The organism is Pseudomonas sp. P1_C12 (genome assembly GCF_056406435.1).
Map to the genome: position 1 here is coordinate 34,090 of NZ_JBFUAE010000010.1, position 18,469 is coordinate 52,558.

Sequence of the window (18,469 nt, forward strand, 5' to 3'; positions counted from 1 at the left end):
AATCATGCCATTAGGTCCGTTCTGGCCACCACGCTGGATCGCCAGTTTTCCAGACGTGGGTGAGGTGATCGACGGTGTGTTGCCGCGCATGCCTGGGCAAACACTGCTGTCGAAAAAGGCACCGGAGTGGAGCACGGGGGTGCAAAAGGCGGCCAGCGGCCGACGTCGCACCACCGCGTATTACTCGGCACCGTTGTGGTCATTCCAAATCAGTTACAACGCGGTGCGCAAGCGTCCGGGGCTGGATGAGTGGTCGCGGCTGGTGGACTTCTTCAACAGCCGCAAAGGGCAGTTCGGCGAGTTCCTGTACTTCGATCGCTCCGATCACCTGGCGACACTTCACCGGTTTGGTACCGGCGACGGCACCACCGTCAGGTTTCAGCTTTCCCGCGCTATCGGCGGTTGGGTCGAGCCGGTGTATGGCGTCGTCAACATTGATGCACTGACGGTGGATGGCGTTCTGACGTTGGCCTACAGCGTCGATGAGCTGGGTCTGGTCACCTTTGCCGTGCCACCGCCCAACGGGGCGTCATTGGTGTGGAGCGGCGCCTTCTATTTCCGCTGTGCCTTCGATGCCGACTCGCTGGATAGCGCACAGCCTTTCCGGGCGATCTGGGAAATAAAAAACGTCGCCTTTACGAGTATCAAACCATGATCGATGCCAGCCCAGAGTTGAAGCAGTTCCTAGCCACAGCGCGCAGTTTCGTGATGGCTGATCTGTACACGATTGCCTTGGCCAGCGGCCAAGTGCTGCGCTACACCGATGCCGGTCTACAGATTTACTACGCCGGGCAGAATTACTCGGCCAGCGGCCCACTGATCAAACGCACCGGGGTTCGAGCGGTGCGCGGCATCGAGGTGGACACCTTGAACGTCACCTTTACCGCTGGCCTGAACGATACGGTGCTGGGTGAATCGGTACTGCCGTTCATTGCCGGCGGTGGTTTCGATGGCGCCACGTTGATTCTGGCCCGGGCCTTCATGGTGGATTGGGGCCAGCCAGTGATTGGAACGGTGACGCGCTTCATCGGCCGGGTGGCCGAGGTCGATCCCGCCGATCGCGAACAAGCGACCGTGACAGTCAAGTCGCCGATGGAGTTGCTGGATACCAAAGTCCCCCGGGGTGTGTATCAGCCGTCGTGCCTGCGCACGGTGTACAGCGCCGATTGTGGGGTGAATCGGGCGTTGTTCCAGACGGCTGGCATCGTCCAGGCTGGCAGCAATACCGCCCTGCGTATCAATTCCAACGTGATGGCGGATCAGGGCTGGTTCGACCAGGGTGTGATTCGCTTCGTCAACGGGGCTAATGCTGGTGTGGCGCGTACGGTACGACGCCAGACCGGTGACGGTGCGGTCACGATGATTCTCGGGGTACCCGCTGTTCCTGAGCCGGGCGATCAGTTCCTGATTTATCCGGGCTGCCCACGCACGCTGGATGCCTGCACTAACAAGTTCGACAACCGTGCGCGTTATCGCGGCATGCCCTTTATCCCAGTCGCGGAGACGTCGATATGAACGCGTTCGAAGCTCAGCAGCGGGCGGCCGTGGTGGCCGAGGCCGAACGCTGGCTGTGCACACCGTACCAGCACCGTCAGCACTTGCTGGGTGTCGGTGTTGACTGTGCCTGGCTGCTGATCGAGGTCTATAACGCGGTCGGGCTGATGCCCTTGATCGACCCTGGACCTTATGCCCAGGACTGGCACCTGCATCGCAGCGAAGAACGCTACCTGGACTGGCTCGATCGGTACGGCCACCCCGTGGAGACGCCTCAACGCGGCGACATGGCGGTGTGGCGTTTCGGCCGCACCTACAGTCACGGCGCGGTGGTAATCGATGAACACCGGGTCATCCATGCCTACCGCGATATCGGCGTGGAATACGCGGACATGCGCGAGGAACGGCTGGCCAGCCAGCTGGTGCGTTATTACACACTCAATCTATATGGAGTCAGCGATGGGGGGCAGCAGTAGCACCATTTCCACCAGCGCCACGCGCATCAACGCGCTGCAAGTTCAGAGCAGTGCCAGCGGCAAGCCGATCGCCTGGATCGCCGGCCGCAATCGCATCAGTCCCAACCTGATTTACTACACCGACTTCGAAGCCGTAGCGAAGACCACGAAGAAAAAATCGGGCGGCAAGGGCGGCGGCGGGGCGACGCAAAAAGACACCACCTACACCTACTACGCGGCGCTGATCCTGGCGATCGGTCGCGGGACGTTGGGGGCGGTTCACCGCGTTTTCCGCGACAAGGAAGTGTTTGCAGGAGCGGTCATCAATGGGGTGACCCAGTCGGCCCTGGCTCAGGCGGGATTCAGCTTTGCGCAGGGTACGCGTGATCAGCCGGTGTGGGGATTTCTTCAAACCAAGCATCCCGCCGAGGCCATCGCTTACGCGGACACGGCCTATGTGTATGCCAGTCGATACTTGCTCAACGATAGCGCGGGGGTGCAGAACCACACGTTTGAAGTCGATGGTCCCTATCAAGTGCCGGGGCTGCCGGACGCCAATCCCGGGGAGTTCTTGCCAGGGTTACTGCTCGATCCGTTGGACGGCATTGGATTCCACCCATGGTGGGTTGCCGACCTGAGCAATTATCGCAATTACTGTTTGGCGGAAAACCTGTTGCTGAGCCCGGTGCTCGATGAGCAGTCACCGGCCAGTGAAGCGATCGCTCGCTGGCTGCAACTGACCAACAGCGAGTTGGTGTGGTCCGCCGGTCAGCTCAAGGTCATTCCCTATGGCGATCAGGTCGTCACCGGCAACGGCGTGACCTGGTACCCGGATGTCACGCCGGTGGCGGATCTGACCGATGACGATTTTCTGGCCGAGGAGGGCGAGCCTCCGGTTTCGCTCAAGATCAAGAGTCAGGCGGACAGCTACAACGAAGTCTCGCTGGAGATCCTCGATCGCGCTCACGAGTACAACACCGATGTGGTGCGCGGCACCGATCAGGCGGCCATCGAGCAGTTCGGCTCGCGACCGATGGAGACGATCAAGGCCTATGAGATCTGCGATGTGGCGATCGGGGCCCATTCCGCGCAGTTGCTGGTGCAGCGCAAGCTTTACGTGCGCAATGAATACCAGTTTTCCCTGGGCTGGCAGCATGTGCTGCTGGAACCGATGGACCTGGTCACCATCACCGAGCCGGGATTGAACCTGCACCAGCGTTTGGTCCGTTTGATCTCGGTCGAGGAGGACGAAGAGGGCAAGCTGGCGGTGGTGGCTGAGGATGCGTTGCTGGGTGTCGGCAGTGCGCCGAATTACCCGGTGCAAAGCAAGAGTGGTTTTCAGAGCAATCAGAACGTCGCGCCCGGTCCGGTCTTGCCACCGATCATGTTCAATCCACCGGAAAGCCTGTTGCTCGCCGGTGAGTTACAAGTATGGGGCGCAGTGGCCGGCGCGAGCCCCAGTTGGGGTGGCTGCGAGATCTGGATCAGTGCCGACGGTGACAGCTATCGGCTGGTCGAAACCATCTATGGTCGGGCGCGGATGGGATCGCTCTCGGCGACGCTGGCCGCCGGTAGCGACCCGGACACGGTCAATACCCTGTCCGTGCAACTGGCGACCACCGACGAATTGACGGCCGCGACGACCGCCGAGGCGGACAGCGGCGCCACCCTTTGCTGGGTGGACGGGGAACTGCTCAGCTATCGCGATGCCACGCTGACCGGCGTCGGGGCCTATCAGTTGGGTTACCTGCGACGTGGCCGGCTGAGCTCCGCGGTGGCCAGTCATCCGTCCGGGGCACCCTTCGTGCGTCTGGATGATGCCGTCTGGAAATACAGGTACGCCCAGGACCAAATCGGCAGAACCGTGTGGGTCAAGTTTCGTTCGTTCAACGTGTACGGCCGGGCGCTGGAGGATCTGGCGGACGTCACGGCGTACAGCGTCACCTTGTCGCCGGCGCGGGTGGTACCGGCGCCGGCGCAGAACCTGGCACTGGTCGGCTCATTCGAAGCACCGTACTTCACCGTCAGTTGGACGGCCGGGGCGCGCGCGGAGGATCGCCTGGTGCGGATCCGCAACGCGGGCAGCAACGCGTTGCTGCGTCAGGTATCGACCACCAGCACGGCCTTCACCTACCAGCTTGCGGACGCCTTGGTCGACGGTGCGCTGCTGCGCAGTTACCGCGTAGAGATCATCGAGCGTAACGCGGCCGGCAGCGCGCCGTTGGCTTCGGTGTTGGTGACCAATACGGCGCCGGAGGCGGTGACCGGCACAGCGGCGACGGCCAGCGGCACCACGGCTGATGTGAGCTGCGATGCCAGCACTGCAGCAGACGCCGCGGGTTACCTGTTCGTGTATTCCACCGTCGCTGATTTCGACCCGACCTTTGCCGGAACGGTTGGCTATCAGGGGGCGTCCCGTTCTGCGGAGATCACCGGCTTGATTGCCGGCACCACCTATTACCTCTGTGCCGCTGCTTACGACACCTGGAGCAGCACGCGCAGTCAGCTCAACTTCGCTCCGGCGATCACCTTTAACACCTGATAGAGAACTCATATGCAGCCCATTCAATTCTTCGCCGCGAGGGCCGAGGACGGCGTCCTGCTGCCTGGCGCAACGGTCCATGTGTTCGTGTCAGGAACACAGACGCGGGCCCCATTGTTTTCTGATTCAGGCGCCGCTGTCGTTTTGGCTAATCCGGCCAAGGCAGATGGCAATGCTCGTGTGTTTTTTTACACAACGGCTGATCGAATCGATATCCAGATCACCTATGGCGGGTACCAGGCCCCGTTACTGCGGGAGATCCGCACGACTGACGCGGTTGATGTGGTGAGTGGGGCGATTGAGCAACTGCGCCTGGAAATGACGGACGGGAAGATTTACGGCAGCAAAGAGCTTGGGCTGGCCAGTCCCACCGTCTCCAATGGCATGTTGTTTTGGGCCGCCAGTAGTGACGCCCAAGTACTGCGGACCCTGTGGCAAAAGGTCAGCAGCGTAATGGCCATCAAGCTTGGCGACGAAACCAGTGCCCTTGGTCTTCGCAATACCTCGGTTGGATCGCAAGACTTGATCGCCGCCGCGACGCTGACCGGTCAGGCGCTGAGCGGGGCCACGGCGATTACCGAGAACAGTAAATTTGTCGGCTTCGCCATTCCGGCAGGGGTGACCGGTGCATCGTCCTACATCACCTGCCAAGTCCCGTTCGGCCTGCCGTTGCTGACGAAGTTGGTAGGCAGCGAGGTGGAAATCACCACCCAGTACGAAGCCTCAGCAGGCTTCCTGGGCATCTACCCGATTACGCCTCGAATCCGGGTGGGACGTGGGGCGTCCTATGTGGACCTGATACCTAACTCGAGTGATCTGACTCAGAACGGAACCGTGCTGACCTTACGCATGAGGTACACCGTTACCGCCGATGACCTGTACCTGAACATGGTCTATCAGGTAGCGCTCAGTCAGGCGGTGGCCTCGATCGCCAGCTCGCTGAAAGTTAAAGCCGTCAGTTACTTGGTGATCAGGTTGGCCAACGAGATCATGACCGCCAATGACTTCATGCTCGAGCAGCGCCTAACGCCACTGTCATCGGCCATCACCGGCGCGCAGGCTTCCGCCGACAGCGCAACCATCTCCACCGGGAACCTGTTGTCCTCAGTGACCTTGACCGGTGAGGCGCTCGGGGGGGCGACCTTCATCTCAGCAGCGGATGGCCGCACCGTTGGCGGGTTGAAAATCCCCACCGGGGTTACGGGCGGAAACGCTTACCAAACAGCGCTGATCCCGGTGACGTCGTTGGTCGGGGCCAAGCTGAAGTTCACGATTGTGTACAACGCCACCGCCAACTTCCTGACCGAAACAACGCTCTCCACCGCTGTACTGCGCGTGTCCCGCGCTTCGGGAAGCGTCGGCATCGTCCCTGCCGATTTCACCCGTAATCAGGTGGGGACGGTGTTGACCGTGACCATGTCCTACACCGTGCTTGACGGCGACCTGGCCGCGGGGGCGCTGCTGCAGATAACGCCAAGTTCGGCAGCCGCTGGCCACGATCGCACCGTTGAGCTGAGCCAGTTCTCTTACGCAGTCGTGGCGGTACCTGCTGGTAGTAAAAGCGGTGCCGATCTGGTGCTGCCTCAACTGTTCGCGGCACAAAAAGCCATAATTTTGGGGGAGGCACAAACCAGTATTGCTTCGGCGCGACTGACGTCGGGTGATCTGGCGGACACGTCCGTGACCACGGGGCAGTTCTTCAATGGCGGCCAGGCCATTGTTGAGGGCGCGGCGACGGTGGGGCTGTTGCTGCCCGCCGGCGTGACCGGGGTCAATTCCTTTATCGGGTCGACCGTGCCGCTGAGTGTGGGCATGCTGTCCAAGTTGGTGGGGGCGACGATCCGCCTGTCGGTATCGTATGACACCACGATCGACTTTCTGGCCGAGACCCCGCGCAGCGGCGTCACCCTGCAGGTAGGCCGAGGGGGCTCGACGGTCAACGTGGTGCCAGCGTCGATTGCTACCACGCAAGTGGGGACGGTATTAACCTCCGTGCTGACCTATGTGGTTACCGCGGCCGATACCTGGATCAAACCGGTGTATCAGGTGGCGCTGGCAGCCGTGGCCCAGGCCCATGACCGCACGCTGAAGCTGAAGTCTTTGACCTACTCGGTGGAGGCGCTGGCGGCGGGAACCTCCTACACGGCTGAGGACTTGCTACTGGCGCTGCAGTTGCAGGCAGTGAAAGACGCCATCCCGGACGTGACGACGGTCATTCAAATCAAGGTGGGTCCATCCGGGCAGTACGCCACGCCCAAGCTGGCCATGGCGGCGATCCTGGATGCGTCGCTTTCGAAACAGTACGAACTGCTGATCGATACGTCGGTGGTCTACGACCAGGACTGCAATTGGTCCGTCAAAGACTATGTGCATATGACGGCCGATGGTCCGGGCTTCGCACGTATCCACTACGAGAACCCGGACAACGTCGATCCGGCGACCATCCCGCTGACGCAGACCTTTTGGGATAACAAGACCAGCCTCCTGACTCGCCTCAAGGTGACCGGGCGCAACGTGCGTTACCCGATCCACTCTGACAGCGCAGGGGCTGACGTTGGGCGGATCCAGACCCTGCGCCAATGCTGGATCGAACACTTGGGCAACGCAGGCGCCCAGGCGTACCAAGACTCGATCAGCAGTGGTATCACCGTATGGGCATCGACCCACGCCTGGGGTTGCGGCACCTCGAGCGCCCAGTTTATCGACAGCCGAGACACCGTGTTCCGCTCGCCGACCACGGGCTTCTATTTCCACACCAACAAGCTGTTTCCCAAGGGGTGCCGCGTAACGCTGCAGAACTGCCGGATGCTGACCACTAACGACTCGGGCGAGGCCATCGCCGTGCAGCCGTTGGGCACGATGCAAGAGGACGTGCTGCAGGTCAACGGTTGCGAGCTGGAGGGCTTCATGTCCTACGTCGCCTCGCCGTGGATCCCGGACACCCTGCCCAACCAGCCAGCGAATCACAGCGAGATCAAGGTGATGGGCGCGGGCAACACACCGTTCGCGTTCAAGATCACCGACTTCGGCCGGTCGCTGAAAATCGAGAGCAACGACACCACCGCCTCGAGCAAGATCGAAGTGTCGGGTGATGCGGTGCCTATCGTGTTCGGCCGTCAGGTCTACTCGATGCCAGGCGTCGTGGGGATCAAGGGTTACGTCTACGGCTGGGCGGATATCTCGGGCGTCGGCGTGGGCCTCAACAAGAATGTGTTCATCACCAGCCTCGGCCAGCGCTTGGGCGATTGCACCACGGTCAACAAGACGCTGGGGGTGAAGATCAACGGCGGTGCCACAACGACCATCACCTTCAACCAGAACTACACCGCGCAGACCAACGCCACGATCCTGGCAGCGATCAACTCGGCACTGGGTTCGGCGGCGGTGGCCACGGCCTACGACATCGGCGGGCGGTATCGCCCCGAGATGCTGGACGAGGAACGTTCGCTCAAGAACAACTCGGCCGAAGGCATCCTCATGGGCATGGCGCTGGCATGGGATGGCCACAACAAGAAGATCCGCAAGATGACCGCCAGTGATGCCCCAGCGCTGTTCGCCGGTATCGCCATGGAAGACATCTATCCCGGCCAGTGGGGGCGAGTGAAGACGTGCGGGTGGATCCTTAACACCGACCTGTACCAGTTCACCGGCTCGCCGTCTTATCACCAGGTCTTCTACATCGACCCCGCGGTGCCCGGCAAACCAACCCTCACCGTCGGGACCAACGCGATCATGCGCGGCAAGGCCTCGAACGTGGTTGAGGTCGCACCAAAATAGTTTGCTCTTAATGGTATGCCCGCTTCGGCGGGCTTTTTTTCGCTTGGAGAAAAGTGATGACTGCAACAGAACGAGACCGCGACATCCTCGCCCGCACGTTGTGGGGCGAGGCCCGCGGCGAATCCCTGACCGGCCAGATCGCCGTGGCCTGGACCATCCGCAACCGGGTGAACGACGGCAAGGACAAATCGTGGTGGGGGGAGGGCTATGTCGGTGTGTGCCAGAAGCCGTACCAGTTCAGCTGCTGGAACAGGAACGATCTGAACTTCCCGTATCTGAGCGGCGCGAAGCAAATTCCTTTCCGCGAGCTCGCCCAGGCACGGATTGCCGCTGACCAGGTGATCGATGGCAAGGTGCCGGATCCCACCGGCGGTGCCACGCATTACTACGCGACCACCATGCCCAAGCCACCGGGCTGGGTGAAAGGCGCCAAAGAAACGTTGAAGCTTGGCCACCACGTCTTTTTCAGGGACGTGCCATGAGTCCCGGGGCACTGAAAGTCGCACTGGCAGGCGTTCTGCTGCTGGTGCTGGCTACTGCTGGTGGTATCTGGAAAGTGCAGGACTGGCGCTACGGAAAGCAGTTGGCCGATCAGGACGGGCTACACCTGTCCGACCTCGACACCATCAGCAATGCCGCCGCCACCGCGCAACGGACCGAACAGGCCAAGCGTCTCGCCCTCGAGCAGCAACTGTCGGCCAGCGAACAAACCCATTACAAGGAACTGAGCGATGCTCAAACGAAACAGGCTCGCCTGCGTGATCTCCTTGCCACTACTGATCTGCGGTTGTCAGTCCTCCTCGACACCACGGATTCAGCCAGTGGCTGTTCAGTGCCAGCCGCTACCGGCGCCGGCGGCGTGGTTCATGGAGGCGCGCGTGCCCGACTTGACCCAGCGCATGCTCAACGAATTATCGGCATCACCGATGCCGGCGACCAAGGATTGATAGCGCTGGCGGCGTGCCAAGCCTACGTGCGGACTATTGATTCTCCCGCGCCCGCTTCTCCATGAGCAGTTTTTGGTTCTCTCGAAACAAATGATCTCTCTGATCGGAAACGAGCATAAGGCTGCGGACTGTCGCGGATAACTCAGAGTTTTCGACGTGGAGACGGGATGCCTCGGCCTTGGTTGTGGCCAACTGTGAGCGCAGCGCATCGCGCTCACTTATCGCTTCGGCGTGCATCTCGACCAACTTGAAGATCTTTTCCCTGGCTTGGCGCAGCTGCAGAGTCAGTTCCTCAAATTCGTTCTCATACATCCGGAGTTGATGCTGGCAGGTTTCGAGCGGAGTCGGGCAGCCGAGCCAGTCTGAGGTGTCTTCGGTTTCGTACGGGTCCACGGTCACACCTTACAAAAAACTGGTTTTATATACAGTAGTTGAGGCGTGACGATTAGGCGAGATCAAGGTGACGAACTGCTGGGCCGTTCCGGTTTTGTAGCCTCAACCAAAGAAAAAAGAGCGACCGAGCTGCGTGCGTCAACACCCAGCTCGGTCGCCGTCCCTGCAGATTGTCCCTGCAAGTCCAGCCAAGGCTCTTACTCCGTGCACGAAGCGCGGCGAGCCTAGCACCTGTTTATCCATACAGTAAAGGTCTTGCTCTCTATGTCCACACCCATCATCCCTTGGATGGGCGGCAAACGCCGTCTGGCCGATCGTCTCATTCCTCTTTTTCCGCCTCACGAATGCTACGTCGAAGTCTTTGCCGGTGGTGCCGCGCTGTACTTCATGCGACCCCAAGCTGCGCCCGTTGAAGTCCTCAATGACATCAATGGCGACCTGGTGACGCTCTACCGCGTCGTGCAGAACCACCTTGAAGAGTTTGTGCGCCAATTCAAATGGGCGCTCAGTTCGCGCCAGGTGTTCGAGTGGCAGAAGATGACCCGCCCGGAAACCCTCACCGACATCCAGCGCGCCGCCCGATTTTTCTACCTGCAGCACCATGCCTTCGCTGGCAAGGTCACGGGGCAGACGTTCGGTACCGCGACCACCGGCCCGGCCATCAATCTGTTGCGGATCGAGGAAAATCTTTCGGCTGCATGGCAGCGTCTGTCAGGTACCTACGTAGAAAATCTCCCCTGGTTGGAATGCGCTGAACGCTACGACCGGGCCCACACCTTCCATTACATGGATCCGCCATATTGGCAGACTGCCGGCTACGGCGTGGATTTCCCGTTTGAGAATTACGAGCGGATGGCCGGCTTCATGCGCCGCTGCAAGGGTAAGGTAATGGTCAGCATCAACGATCATCCAGATATTCGCCGGGTTTTCGAAGGCTTTTATTTCGAGACGCTGGATATCCGTTACTCCAATACCAACCAGCGACAGGTCAAGGCAGAGGTTAGCAGCGAACTGATTATTATGAACTGGGTGCCAGAAGGTCTCGGGCGCCTATTTTAAGGCGGGGCACGCCGCCTTGTGGCGAGCCCGCGGCCATATCAAATGCTTAGTATCGAAGTGCCCAGGTCAGATATTCCTCGCCTTTGCCCCCTATGCAAGCCCGTTGCCGGCTACCTTCGGGTTTGGGGTTTTTCTGATACAGACGAGCAGCGATGGTGCACCTGCCGGTGTGTAGCTCGCCTCTGACAGTGGCAATTCGCCCGTATGCTGTGCAAAGATAGCTCATTGTTAAGACAGGGAGGTAGACCAGTGTATTTGAAATCGTTGACATACCACGAGCATGAATATAGTCCTACATCATGGGCGCTCACTAAGGTTAACTTTGGACATATAACCCTGCTAGTAGGCAAGAACTCAAGCGGGAAAAGCCGAGTGTTAAGCGTCATCGCATCACTCGCAGGCATGATTGCAGGGCGGCTAGGCGGCTTTAGTAGCGGCACTTGGGAAGCTACTTTCACAAGGCCCAAAGGTGCGGCTGAAGAGAAGCAGTTTTATAATGTTTCTATTGTAGATGGTCGAGTAGTAACCGAAGTTTTTCGCATTAAAAATGAAACAGTGTTGCGTCGCGACGAGAGTGGAGATGGTTTCGTCGTACGAAGAAATACGGATAAAAGAGTTCAATACAAAGTCGATCCTAATCAGTTGATGGCGGTACTCCGAAGTGATGCTTATCAGCATCCTCAGTTTGATCTTTTAAAAAGGTGGGCTAAATCTACGTGTGTCTACCGATTTGGCTCGGAGTTTGGAAAAATGAACTTTAGTGGTTCAAATGCTTCCCCGCCAGACCCATCTTCAGTGCTCGATGTGAGTGCGCTGGTAGATAGTCCGAGTCACGTTTTTTTCACTACCAAAGAAAGATTTAAGATAGAGTATCGTGATGCCGTAGTGCGTGATATGAATGCCATAGGATATGATGTTGAAGATATTTCGCTCATACCAGTTGGCGGTTTTAGCGTCAACGGTAGTTCACCAATGGCGTTAGCCATTAAAGAAAAATCGTTAAAATGCTATGTGGCTCAGGATGCCATGTCACAGGGTCTGTACAGAGCCCTAGCTATTATTGTTCAATTTAATGCCAATATATTTTGGACGCAGAGTGCGATGGTAGGTCGGCAGCCTCAATTAGGTGATAGCCCGCTTATACTCATCGACGACATTGGTGAGGGGCTAGACCACGAGCGCTCCCGAAAATTAATACAGCTGCTGATGAATAAAGCCTTAGAGCATCAAATTCAATTGGTAATGTCTTCCAATGATCGTTACGTTATGAACTATGTTTCCTTGGAGTACTGGACGATTTTGCAACGTAAAGGGGCAGTGGTTCACGCGATTGATTATAGTAATTCGAAAGAGACTTTCGAGGAGTTTTCATACTCAGGTCTAAGTAATTTTGATTTCTTCTCTGGAGAGCATTATGTCCGGGAAAATGCGGAATGAGAAAAATTGCTATATTTGTAGAGGGGCAGACCGAACTGCACTTTGTCCATAGGTTGGTTAACGAAGTAGCAGGCTATGGTAAGGCTAGGGTTGATCTGTGGATACACCGAGGGGGCACGTTTAGCAAATTAAGAAGTGAAGGCCCTCCGGAAGATGTAGCAGATGTAGTAGTAATGCTCGTCAACTGTGGAGGTGATGGGTCTGTTAAAAGCTCAATACTCGAGCGTCGAGAGCTGCTGGCCTCTCAAGATTTCAATGTGATCATGGGGCTTCAAGATCTCTTTCCAAAAAGCCTTGAGGAGAAAGAGAAGTTTGAAGCAGGCCTCGCAAAGGGATTGGATTTCCCAGGACAGACGATAAAGATTTTTCTAGCTATAGCTGAAGTTGAAGCTTGGTTTTTGAGCGAGTCTACGCATTTTGAACGTGTGGATCCAGCGCTCAGTCTTGACCGAATTAGGGCGGAAATCGGCTTTGATCCATCAAGTCCGACCATTGAGACTCATGTCCCCCATCCGACGAATAAACTCAAACAAATTTACGCGTTGGTGAATAGACCTTATCGCAAGAGAGAGGCGGAAACTCATAGTCTTATCTCTTACCTTGACTTTGACGAAATCTATACCACGGTACGGGAAACATCCGTTTCTTTGGACTCCTTCATATCTTGTTTGGAGGGTGCAATTTGGGTGTCGAACGCTGAAGTCACCGAAGCTGTAGCAGGATGATATAGGTCGGGCTTAGGGCAAAATTAGGGCAAAACAGAGGCCGCTGTAGGCCGTTTCTATCCTTACAGTCGACCGGAAACCTAAGGTGTTTGCGGCCTGTAGCGGGCTACAGTCTGTGCGGGTCGGGTTCGAATCTCTATCCATACTGAACCGTCTGCTTCTGGCGGGTTGCTGCGTCACAAAGGGCCGCAATCGACCGATTCTGTTGAAAAAATCGGTCTGCCCAAACTACCTGATCATTGACTGGCGAAAACGCCTTTTTTGCACGCTGCTACGTGAAATCCGAGTCCGAAAGCCTCTGCCAAAAGTAAAGATTTCAATCTCGGACGCGTACTTTTTTGATGCTCAAGCCATGGCCGACTTTTTCAACAGAATCGACCCATAGCAGACCTTCACGAAGGGCCGTAAACGACTATGGAATCAAACGGTCGATGCAACGGATTGACTAAATCGCCCAGCGGCTTAGTTATTTGTTGTTCTCAATAAACCAAGATTTTACAGCCGATAAATAAGCATCATGGTTTCTTTGGATGCATTTTATTGAGGCCAATCGACTGATCTCACTAGGCTCACTTTTCTCCTTCGGAGACAACGATTCCGCTTGCTCTATTAATCGGTCGTAATCCGCTGAGGTTGCCCTGGGATCAACTGGGTATATTAGACCATATGAAGTTGATGTTTTGGCGAGTAAAAAAACGTTTGCGTATTTATCAAATGTGCCACTTCTAACAGCATCGGCATTAACCTTGTAATCCGCCCGAGTCATATATATTCCAGTTTCGGCTGTGTTGCATGGCCCACCAGAACCCTCAAGAGACTTTCCATCAGCGCTTTTATGAAATACAAAACCATCCTGCTGTGAAATTTCACTTGCGTTAATTGGAGTACGGGAAGCAGCGGCTTGCGGAAGAGAGTTGCTATTGAGATTTTCTGCGCTCCCTTCTGCGATACCTTGTGAGTAATTGACAGTTTTCAGTGTTCCATCTGGATACAGCACTTTGACTGGGCCATAAAATTTCCCATACAAAGTCTGACCTGTTAGTTTTCGACCATCATTAAGAGTGGCTTCACCGTTGGCGCTTGAAATGACCCCCATGAATGCAGTTCCGGTCATAACAGTTGTGGCTCCATCCTTGCGAGCAGTCAATTTACCTGGCCCAGAAATCGCACCGTCTTTCATCTGCCCTTCATATACAATCGATCCCAGACCATAGTCATATGCCCTCAGTACGCCGCTACCTGTTGCTAAATTATCAGAGCAGCCACCCTTCCAAATAGTTGGCAAAGAGGAATTAATAGCGAAGCCTCCCGGGATCACATAACATCCATCCCGCGTTTTAATAGCACCGCTTGGAATCGTATCCAAACCAGGAATACCTGAACCGGCACAACCAGAAATAAAGATAACCATGCTGAATATGGTTGTGATATTTGTGTTGCGACTTTTTAAGAAGAAGTTGCTCATGGCAGTTCCGGATTGTGTTTTTTATTCGTAAACTTTAGATCAATCCGAATAAATAGCAAAGTATTCGCAAACGCCCGACCTATACTCCTGGGTGTCGAAGCCGCTCATGGGCAGCAGCTTGGCCAGACCGGTCAGTCGTGACAGGCAGAAAACGCCCCAGGCTGTGAAAAAACGCGGGCACAATATTGAAGACTGCGTTGCTACGTAAAATCTGTCGGCGCTCGGTTGATCCGCCAGACAAAAAAGTTGCGAAGAAACGCGATTTTCGTCCCGATCCTGACAGTCAAACCTGCTCTTAGGCCCCATTGTGTGTCCGGGGCCGAGCGGCCAATTGCGAGCGGGGCGTCAAGATGGCCAAGGCAACCGCCACGATGAAAAGCGCCGGCACGTCACCTGCCAAGTGCCCCATTTGCCCTGGCTGGGTGACCGTCTGGACGGCCATGATTCCTCCGTGTACGGCGCTAGACCACACGGTGAACCAAATTAGGCTCAGATTGGCTAATGGATCATGTGCGGCCAGGATCAAGAACACGCCAAGTGTGGCGTAGATGCCAACGATCATCATCGGGTAGTCCAAGTGATCGACGTGCCAGGCCCAGCCGGACGGCCAGAACAACATAAGTGGGTAGAGAGCAAGGCACGCGATGCCAGCCAAAACTAAAACGACGCGCAAATACCTGAGGCGATCGACTACGGTCATGGCGAACTCCTCTTTGGGTCTAACTCTAAATTGACCCCAAGTGGGGTAACGCCTTCACGGGCTTGGTGGATAACACTCCTTGTTCTGTCGTCTATCCCTGACTAGGCCGAGCATTGTGACAGTCGGGTGACTGCTGAAGGGGTTTATACACCATGGACGGAAAGCCCAATCTGCTCAATCAGTTCTGGCGGTAGACCAAGCATAGCCACTCATTTGCTATCGCTCCGTCCAACGGCTGCTTCTGGCCGATCGAGGTCATTCTGGCGTCATCAGCACGGCGAGCGTCAATTTGATGAACTCTTCGTTTTTATCAATGGTGTCCAAGGCGCCGCGGACATTCTCGGCTACGTCAGCGGCGCCGCGCTGCTCGACCCAATTCGATAGCTCCATGATGGCGGCTTCCAGGGCGAGTTGGTTTTCATTGATTTTGAACAGCAGTGAAGGGAGCAGATCAGAATTTGGCATCGCGAATCCTCCGTGAAGGTTTCAGCGTAGCAGCAGGATTTCTCGGACGGTGATCGAGGGGGTTGGCAGGGGGGCGGGAAGGCAGGGAAAACGGGATAGTTTTGTAACGACACCCCAAAAGTTTTGTAACGCTTTTGAGGGGGGCGGATTTTCGTCAAATCCCAAAAACGAAAAAGCCCTGAATAATCAGGGCTTTGTTGTATAAAGATGGCGGAGGCGATGGGATTCGAACTCATGGACCTGTTACAGTCGACGGTTTTCAAGACCGTTGCCTTAAACCACTCGGCCACACCTCCGTTTGCGTTGCGGGCGCCATAATACCTGAATGAAACACACTGTCAAACTCTCTGCGTAGCTTGTTACAGAGCGTCTGTTATGATCTTTGCGACTGAACGTTTCAAACCAACAGGAGTGTCGCCATGCGCGAACAGGATTACGCAGTTAATAACAGCGTGCAGGCTGAGCAGCTAGAGGTTAGCCACGTCCTGCGCAACACATACGGCTTGCTCGCCCTGACCCTGGCATTCAGCGGTGTGACGGCCTACGTTGCCCAGCAGATGCGTGTTGGCTACCCGAACATTTTCGTGGTGCTGATCGGCTTCTACGGTCTTTTCTTCCTCACCAACAAACTCCGTGATTCGGCCTGGGGCCTGGTATCGGCATTTGCCCTGACCGGTTTCATGGGTTTCCTGCTGGGCCCGATCCTCAACCGTTACCTGGGTATGCAGGGCGGCGCTGAAGTGGTCAGCTCGGCTTTCGCGATGACGGCGCTGGTGTTCGGCGGTCTGTCGGCGTATGTGCTGATTACCCGCAAGGACATGAGCTTCCTCGGCGGCTTCATCACGGCAGGCTTCTTCGTGCTGCTGGGTGCGACACTGGCGGGCATGTTCTTCCAGATCAGCGGCCTGCAACTGGCGATCAGCGCAGGTTTCGTGCTGTTTTCCTCGGTCTGCATTCTGTTCCAGACCAGCGCCATCATCCATGGCGGCGAGCGTAACTACATCATGGCCACCATCAGCCTGTATGTATCGATCTACAACCTGTTCGTCAGCCTGTTGCAGCTGTTCGGCATCATGGGGCGCGACGACTGATCGTTGACCTTGAAGTAAAAAAACCCGCTCTGGCGGGTTTTTTATCACCTGAAATTCAGGGTCACTCCACAATGACGATGCTGCCGTCGGCTTGCTGGCGGTAGATGGTGTAGGGCAGCAGCAAGGTATCCATCGCCCCGGACACGACCACGTCGAGCAGCACGATAGCGGGGGCGGGACCATGTACCTGCGCATCCCGACCGTCTTCCAGGGGCGCGTTCAGGTAGCAGAAATCGTAGGTCACACCGCTGTAGATTCGTGGTACCGCGCCGCAATAACTCTTGTGGTCCTTGAGGCTTTTTGCAGCCACTTCGTCACCGCGCACAACCGTTTGAATCGTGCCGCAACCCGCCAGCAGCATCGCCACGAGTAGCATCGCCTGAATTTTCATACCGTCAATCCTTCGCCGGAAACCGTCAATCTACTTCAGGCTGAAATAAATATCACTCACGCCATCGGCGGTAACCGGCGCTTGACCGGAGTTTTCTTGACGATCGCCGTATTGGTTTCAGCATGGGTGTTGAGGCGGTCGAGCAGGGTGTCCAGTTGTTCCATCGAGCGCACATGCAGGCGCGCAATGAAACAGTCGTCGCCGGTGACCTTGTCGCACTCGGTGAATTCGGGAATGGCCATGATTTGCCGTTCCACTTCCTGCAATTGCCCCGGCAACGGGCGAATACGCACGATGGCCTGGAGTTGATAGCCAAAGCATCTCGGGTCGATTTCAACGGTGTAGCCCTTGAGCACGCCACGTTCTTCCAGGCGGCGCAGACGCTCGGCAACACTGGGGGAGGACAGGCCACTGATTTGCGCCAGGGCCTTGAGCGAGCGTCGCGAGTCTTCCATCAGGGCCGTGATCAGCACCTGGTCGATATCGTCGGTCATGGCGAAACCCTCTGTTAGGCATTTTTTCAAAACGGCCTTGATAAAAAAGGCAGATCCCGAGTTTAGCCTGCTTTTTGCTCTGGAGTAGCGCCTGGGTGCATTGGCATACTTTGGTCACAAACACAGGAGTCTGATGATGGACAAATCCCTACGCCGCGGTTCGTTCGAAATGACGGCCGCCATGCTGATCTCTGGCACCATCGGCTGGTTCGTGCTGGTGTCCGGGCAACCGGTGCTGGACGTGGTGTTCTGGCGCTGCCTGTTCGGTGCCGGCACCTTGCTGCTCATTTGCGCGGCTTTCGGCTTTCTGCGCCCTGGCATTCTGACCCGCACCACGTTCCTGCTGGCGGTGCTCAGCGGTGTGGCGATTGTCGGCAACTGGGTGCTGTTGTTCGCGTCCTATTCCCGGGCGTCGATTGCCATCGGCACCGCCGTCTATAACGTCCAGCCGTTCATGCTGGTCGGGCTGGCGGCTTTGTTCCTCAATGAAAAGATCACCGCGCAGAAACTGACCTGGCTGGGCGTTTCGTTTCTCGGCATGCTGGCAATTGTCAGTGCCCATGGCAGCCAGGGCGAGAGTGGCAGCGATTACCTGACGGGCATTGCCTTGGCGTTGGGTGCGGCGTTTCTCTACGCGATTGCCGCGTTGATCATCAAGCGTTTGACGGGAACTCCGCCGCATTTGATCGCGCTGATCCAGGTCAGCACGGGTGTGTTGTTGCTCGCGCCATTCGCGAATCTTTCGGTATTGCCCCAGGCACCGAGTGCGTGGGCCAGCCTGGTGACGTTGGGCATGGTGCACACCGGTGTGATGTACGTGTTGCTGTACGGCGCGATTCAAAAACTGCCGACTGCGCTGACGGGGGCGCTGTCCTTCATCTACCCGATTGCGGCGATTTTCGTCGACTGGTTTGCTTTCGGCCATCGTCTGGAGCCGCTGCAATGGATCGGTGTCGCGGCAATTCTGCTGGCCGCTGCCGGCATGCAACAAGGCTGGTCGCTGAAGTTTCGGCGCACGGTGACGCCGTAACCCG

General features: G+C 56.9%; 18 protein-coding genes and 1 tRNA gene. 12 read left to right on the forward strand and 7 right to left on the reverse strand.

What is annotated here, in order from left to right; translation table 11 throughout:
• Nucleotides 1-4 precede the first annotated feature (4 nt).
• The 7 genes from AC1D19_RS18065 (at nucleotide 5) to AC1D19_RS18095 (ending at nucleotide 9,280) form a co-directional block, all read left to right on the forward strand.
• Complete coding sequence (locus tag AC1D19_RS18065; protein ID WP_477763988.1) at nucleotides 5-655, forward strand: DUF2460 domain-containing protein; 651 nt, start codon at nucleotides 5-7, stop codon at nucleotides 653-655.
• Nucleotides 652-1,515 (forward strand): DUF2163 domain-containing protein, encoded by an 864-nt coding sequence (locus tag AC1D19_RS18070; protein ID WP_477763989.1) that lies wholly within the window; start codon nucleotides 652-654, stop codon nucleotides 1,513-1,515. The genes AC1D19_RS18065 and AC1D19_RS18070 overlap by 4 nt, the downstream gene beginning before the upstream one ends.
• Nucleotides 1,512-1,970, forward strand: coding sequence for an NlpC/P60 family protein (locus tag AC1D19_RS18075; protein WP_477763990.1), 459 nt, complete (start codon nucleotides 1,512-1,514; stop codon nucleotides 1,968-1,970). Before AC1D19_RS18070 ends, AC1D19_RS18075 begins: the two co-directional genes overlap by 4 nt.
• Nucleotides 1,954-4,491, forward strand: coding sequence for a phage tail protein (locus AC1D19_RS18080; protein WP_477763991.1), 2,538 nt, complete (start codon nucleotides 1,954-1,956; stop codon nucleotides 4,489-4,491). Before AC1D19_RS18075 ends, AC1D19_RS18080 begins: the two co-directional genes overlap by 17 nt.
• 180 nt (nucleotides 4,492-4,671) lie before the next feature.
• The gene (locus tag AC1D19_RS18085) at nucleotides 4,672-8,268 is read left to right on the forward strand and encodes a hypothetical protein (RefSeq protein ID WP_477763992.1); all 3,597 of its coding nucleotides are present in this window, start codon (nucleotides 4,672-4,674) and stop codon (nucleotides 8,266-8,268) included.
• Nucleotides 8,269-8,324: 56 nt separating this feature from the next.
• On the forward strand, nucleotides 8,325-8,750 hold the full coding sequence (locus AC1D19_RS18090; protein ID WP_477763993.1) for a cell wall hydrolase: 426 nt from the start codon (nucleotides 8,325-8,327) through the stop codon (nucleotides 8,748-8,750).
• A complete protein-coding gene (locus AC1D19_RS18095; protein WP_477763994.1) occupies nucleotides 8,747-9,280 on the forward strand; it encodes a lysis system i-spanin subunit Rz in 534 nt (177 codons plus the stop codon). Before AC1D19_RS18090 ends, AC1D19_RS18095 begins: the two co-directional genes overlap by 4 nt.
• Here AC1D19_RS18095 and AC1D19_RS18100 read toward each other — a convergent pair.
• Nucleotides 9,249-9,608 carry a hypothetical protein gene (locus AC1D19_RS18100; protein ID WP_477763995.1) on the reverse strand — a complete coding sequence of 120 codons (360 nt, stop codon included), beginning with the start codon at nucleotides 9,606-9,608 and terminating at the stop codon, nucleotides 9,249-9,251. The two genes, AC1D19_RS18095 and AC1D19_RS18100, sit on opposite strands and share 32 nt — an antisense overlap.
• Nucleotides 9,609-9,872: 264 nt before the next feature.
• On the opposite strand from AC1D19_RS18100, the gene AC1D19_RS18105 reads away from it, so the two are divergent.
• The 3 genes from AC1D19_RS18105 to AC1D19_RS18115 all read left to right on the forward strand — a co-directional run bounded on the left by AC1D19_RS18105 (nucleotide 9,873) and on the right by AC1D19_RS18115 (nucleotide 12,829).
• The gene (locus AC1D19_RS18105) at nucleotides 9,873-10,667 is read left to right on the forward strand and encodes a DNA adenine methylase (RefSeq protein ID WP_477763996.1); all 795 of its coding nucleotides are present in this window, start codon (nucleotides 9,873-9,875) and stop codon (nucleotides 10,665-10,667) included.
• A 372-nt stretch (nucleotides 10,668-11,039) separates the two neighbouring features.
• On the forward strand, nucleotides 11,040-12,104 hold the full coding sequence (locus AC1D19_RS18110; RefSeq protein ID WP_477763997.1) for an AAA family ATPase: 1,065 nt from the start codon (nucleotides 11,040-11,042) through the stop codon (nucleotides 12,102-12,104).
• Nucleotides 12,101-12,829: a hypothetical protein gene (locus AC1D19_RS18115; RefSeq protein WP_477763998.1), complete on the forward strand. Its 729-nt coding sequence runs from the start codon at nucleotides 12,101-12,103 to the stop codon at nucleotides 12,827-12,829. Before AC1D19_RS18110 ends, AC1D19_RS18115 begins: the two co-directional genes overlap by 4 nt.
• Before the next feature lie 466 nt (nucleotides 12,830-13,295).
• Here the strand turns inward: AC1D19_RS18115 and AC1D19_RS18120 are convergent, their stop codons facing one another.
• The 4 genes from AC1D19_RS18120 to AC1D19_RS18135 form a co-directional block, all read right to left on the reverse strand.
• Complete coding sequence (locus AC1D19_RS18120; RefSeq protein WP_477763999.1) at nucleotides 13,296-14,294, reverse strand: hypothetical protein; 999 nt, start codon at nucleotides 14,292-14,294, stop codon at nucleotides 13,296-13,298.
• A 295-nt stretch (nucleotides 14,295-14,589) separates the two neighbouring features.
• Complete coding sequence (locus AC1D19_RS18125; RefSeq protein ID WP_477764000.1) at nucleotides 14,590-14,994, reverse strand: DUF6632 domain-containing protein; 405 nt, start codon at nucleotides 14,992-14,994, stop codon at nucleotides 14,590-14,592.
• Between the two features lie 255 nt (nucleotides 14,995-15,249).
• Entirely contained in the window at nucleotides 15,250-15,459 is a 210-nt protein-coding gene (locus AC1D19_RS18130; RefSeq protein WP_477764001.1) for a hypothetical protein, read from the reverse strand.
• A 208-nt stretch (nucleotides 15,460-15,667) separates the two neighbouring features.
• Nucleotides 15,668-15,755: transfer RNA gene (locus AC1D19_RS18135), tRNA-Ser, on the reverse strand.
• A gap of 123 nt (nucleotides 15,756-15,878) precedes the next feature.
• On the opposite strand from AC1D19_RS18135, the gene AC1D19_RS18140 reads away from it, so the two are divergent.
• Entirely contained in the window at nucleotides 15,879-16,550 is a 672-nt protein-coding gene (locus tag AC1D19_RS18140; protein ID WP_477764002.1) for a Bax inhibitor-1/YccA family protein, read from the forward strand.
• Nucleotides 16,551-16,611: 61 nt separating this feature from the next.
• Here the strand turns inward: AC1D19_RS18140 and AC1D19_RS18145 are convergent, their stop codons facing one another.
• Both AC1D19_RS18145 and AC1D19_RS18150 read right to left on the reverse strand, forming a co-directional pair.
• Nucleotides 16,612-16,941, reverse strand: a complete 330-nt coding sequence (locus AC1D19_RS18145) for a YceK/YidQ family lipoprotein (RefSeq protein WP_477756988.1) — start codon at nucleotides 16,939-16,941, stop codon at nucleotides 16,612-16,614.
• 56 nt (nucleotides 16,942-16,997) lie between these two features.
• Nucleotides 16,998-17,435, reverse strand: a complete 438-nt coding sequence (locus AC1D19_RS18150; RefSeq protein WP_477756987.1) for an Lrp/AsnC family transcriptional regulator — start codon at nucleotides 17,433-17,435, stop codon at nucleotides 16,998-17,000.
• A gap of 136 nt (nucleotides 17,436-17,571) precedes the next feature.
• Between AC1D19_RS18150 and AC1D19_RS18155 the strand changes: the two genes are divergently transcribed.
• A complete protein-coding gene (locus tag AC1D19_RS18155) occupies nucleotides 17,572-18,465 on the forward strand; it encodes a DMT family transporter (protein WP_477760328.1) in 894 nt (297 codons plus the stop codon).
• The last annotated feature ends 4 nt before the right edge of the window (nucleotides 18,466-18,469 follow it).

Coding starts and splice junctions, on each gene's coding strand:
- AC1D19_RS18130 (WP_477764001.1), bottom strand. CDS start 15,459: ATGCCAAATTCTGATCTGCTCCCTTCACTGCTGTTCAAAATCAATGAA.
- AC1D19_RS18155 (WP_477760328.1), top strand. CDS start 17,572: ATGGACAAATCCCTACGCCGCGGTTCGTTCGAAATGACGGCCGCCATG.
- AC1D19_RS18120 (WP_477763999.1), bottom strand. CDS start 14,294: ATGAGCAACTTCTTCTTAAAAAGTCGCAACACAAATATCACAACCATA.
- AC1D19_RS18115 (WP_477763998.1), top strand. CDS start 12,101: ATGAGAAAAATTGCTATATTTGTAGAGGGGCAGACCGAACTGCACTTT.
- AC1D19_RS18150 (WP_477756987.1), bottom strand. CDS start 17,435: ATGACCGACGATATCGACCAGGTGCTGATCACGGCCCTGATGGAAGAC.
- AC1D19_RS18075 (WP_477763990.1), top strand. CDS start 1,512: ATGAACGCGTTCGAAGCTCAGCAGCGGGCGGCCGTGGTGGCCGAGGCC.
- AC1D19_RS18095 (WP_477763994.1), top strand. CDS start 8,747: ATGAGTCCCGGGGCACTGAAAGTCGCACTGGCAGGCGTTCTGCTGCTG.
- AC1D19_RS18145 (WP_477756988.1), bottom strand. CDS start 16,941: ATGAAAATTCAGGCGATGCTACTCGTGGCGATGCTGCTGGCGGGTTGC.
- AC1D19_RS18070 (WP_477763989.1), top strand. CDS start 652: ATGATCGATGCCAGCCCAGAGTTGAAGCAGTTCCTAGCCACAGCGCGC.
- AC1D19_RS18065 (WP_477763988.1), top strand. CDS start 5: ATGCCATTAGGTCCGTTCTGGCCACCACGCTGGATCGCCAGTTTTCCA.
- AC1D19_RS18140 (WP_477764002.1), top strand. CDS start 15,879: ATGCGCGAACAGGATTACGCAGTTAATAACAGCGTGCAGGCTGAGCAG.
- AC1D19_RS18125 (WP_477764000.1), bottom strand. CDS start 14,994: ATGACCGTAGTCGATCGCCTCAGGTATTTGCGCGTCGTTTTAGTTTTG.
- AC1D19_RS18080 (WP_477763991.1), top strand. CDS start 1,954: ATGGGGGGCAGCAGTAGCACCATTTCCACCAGCGCCACGCGCATCAAC.
- AC1D19_RS18105 (WP_477763996.1), top strand. CDS start 9,873: ATGTCCACACCCATCATCCCTTGGATGGGCGGCAAACGCCGTCTGGCC.
- AC1D19_RS18090 (WP_477763993.1), top strand. CDS start 8,325: ATGACTGCAACAGAACGAGACCGCGACATCCTCGCCCGCACGTTGTGG.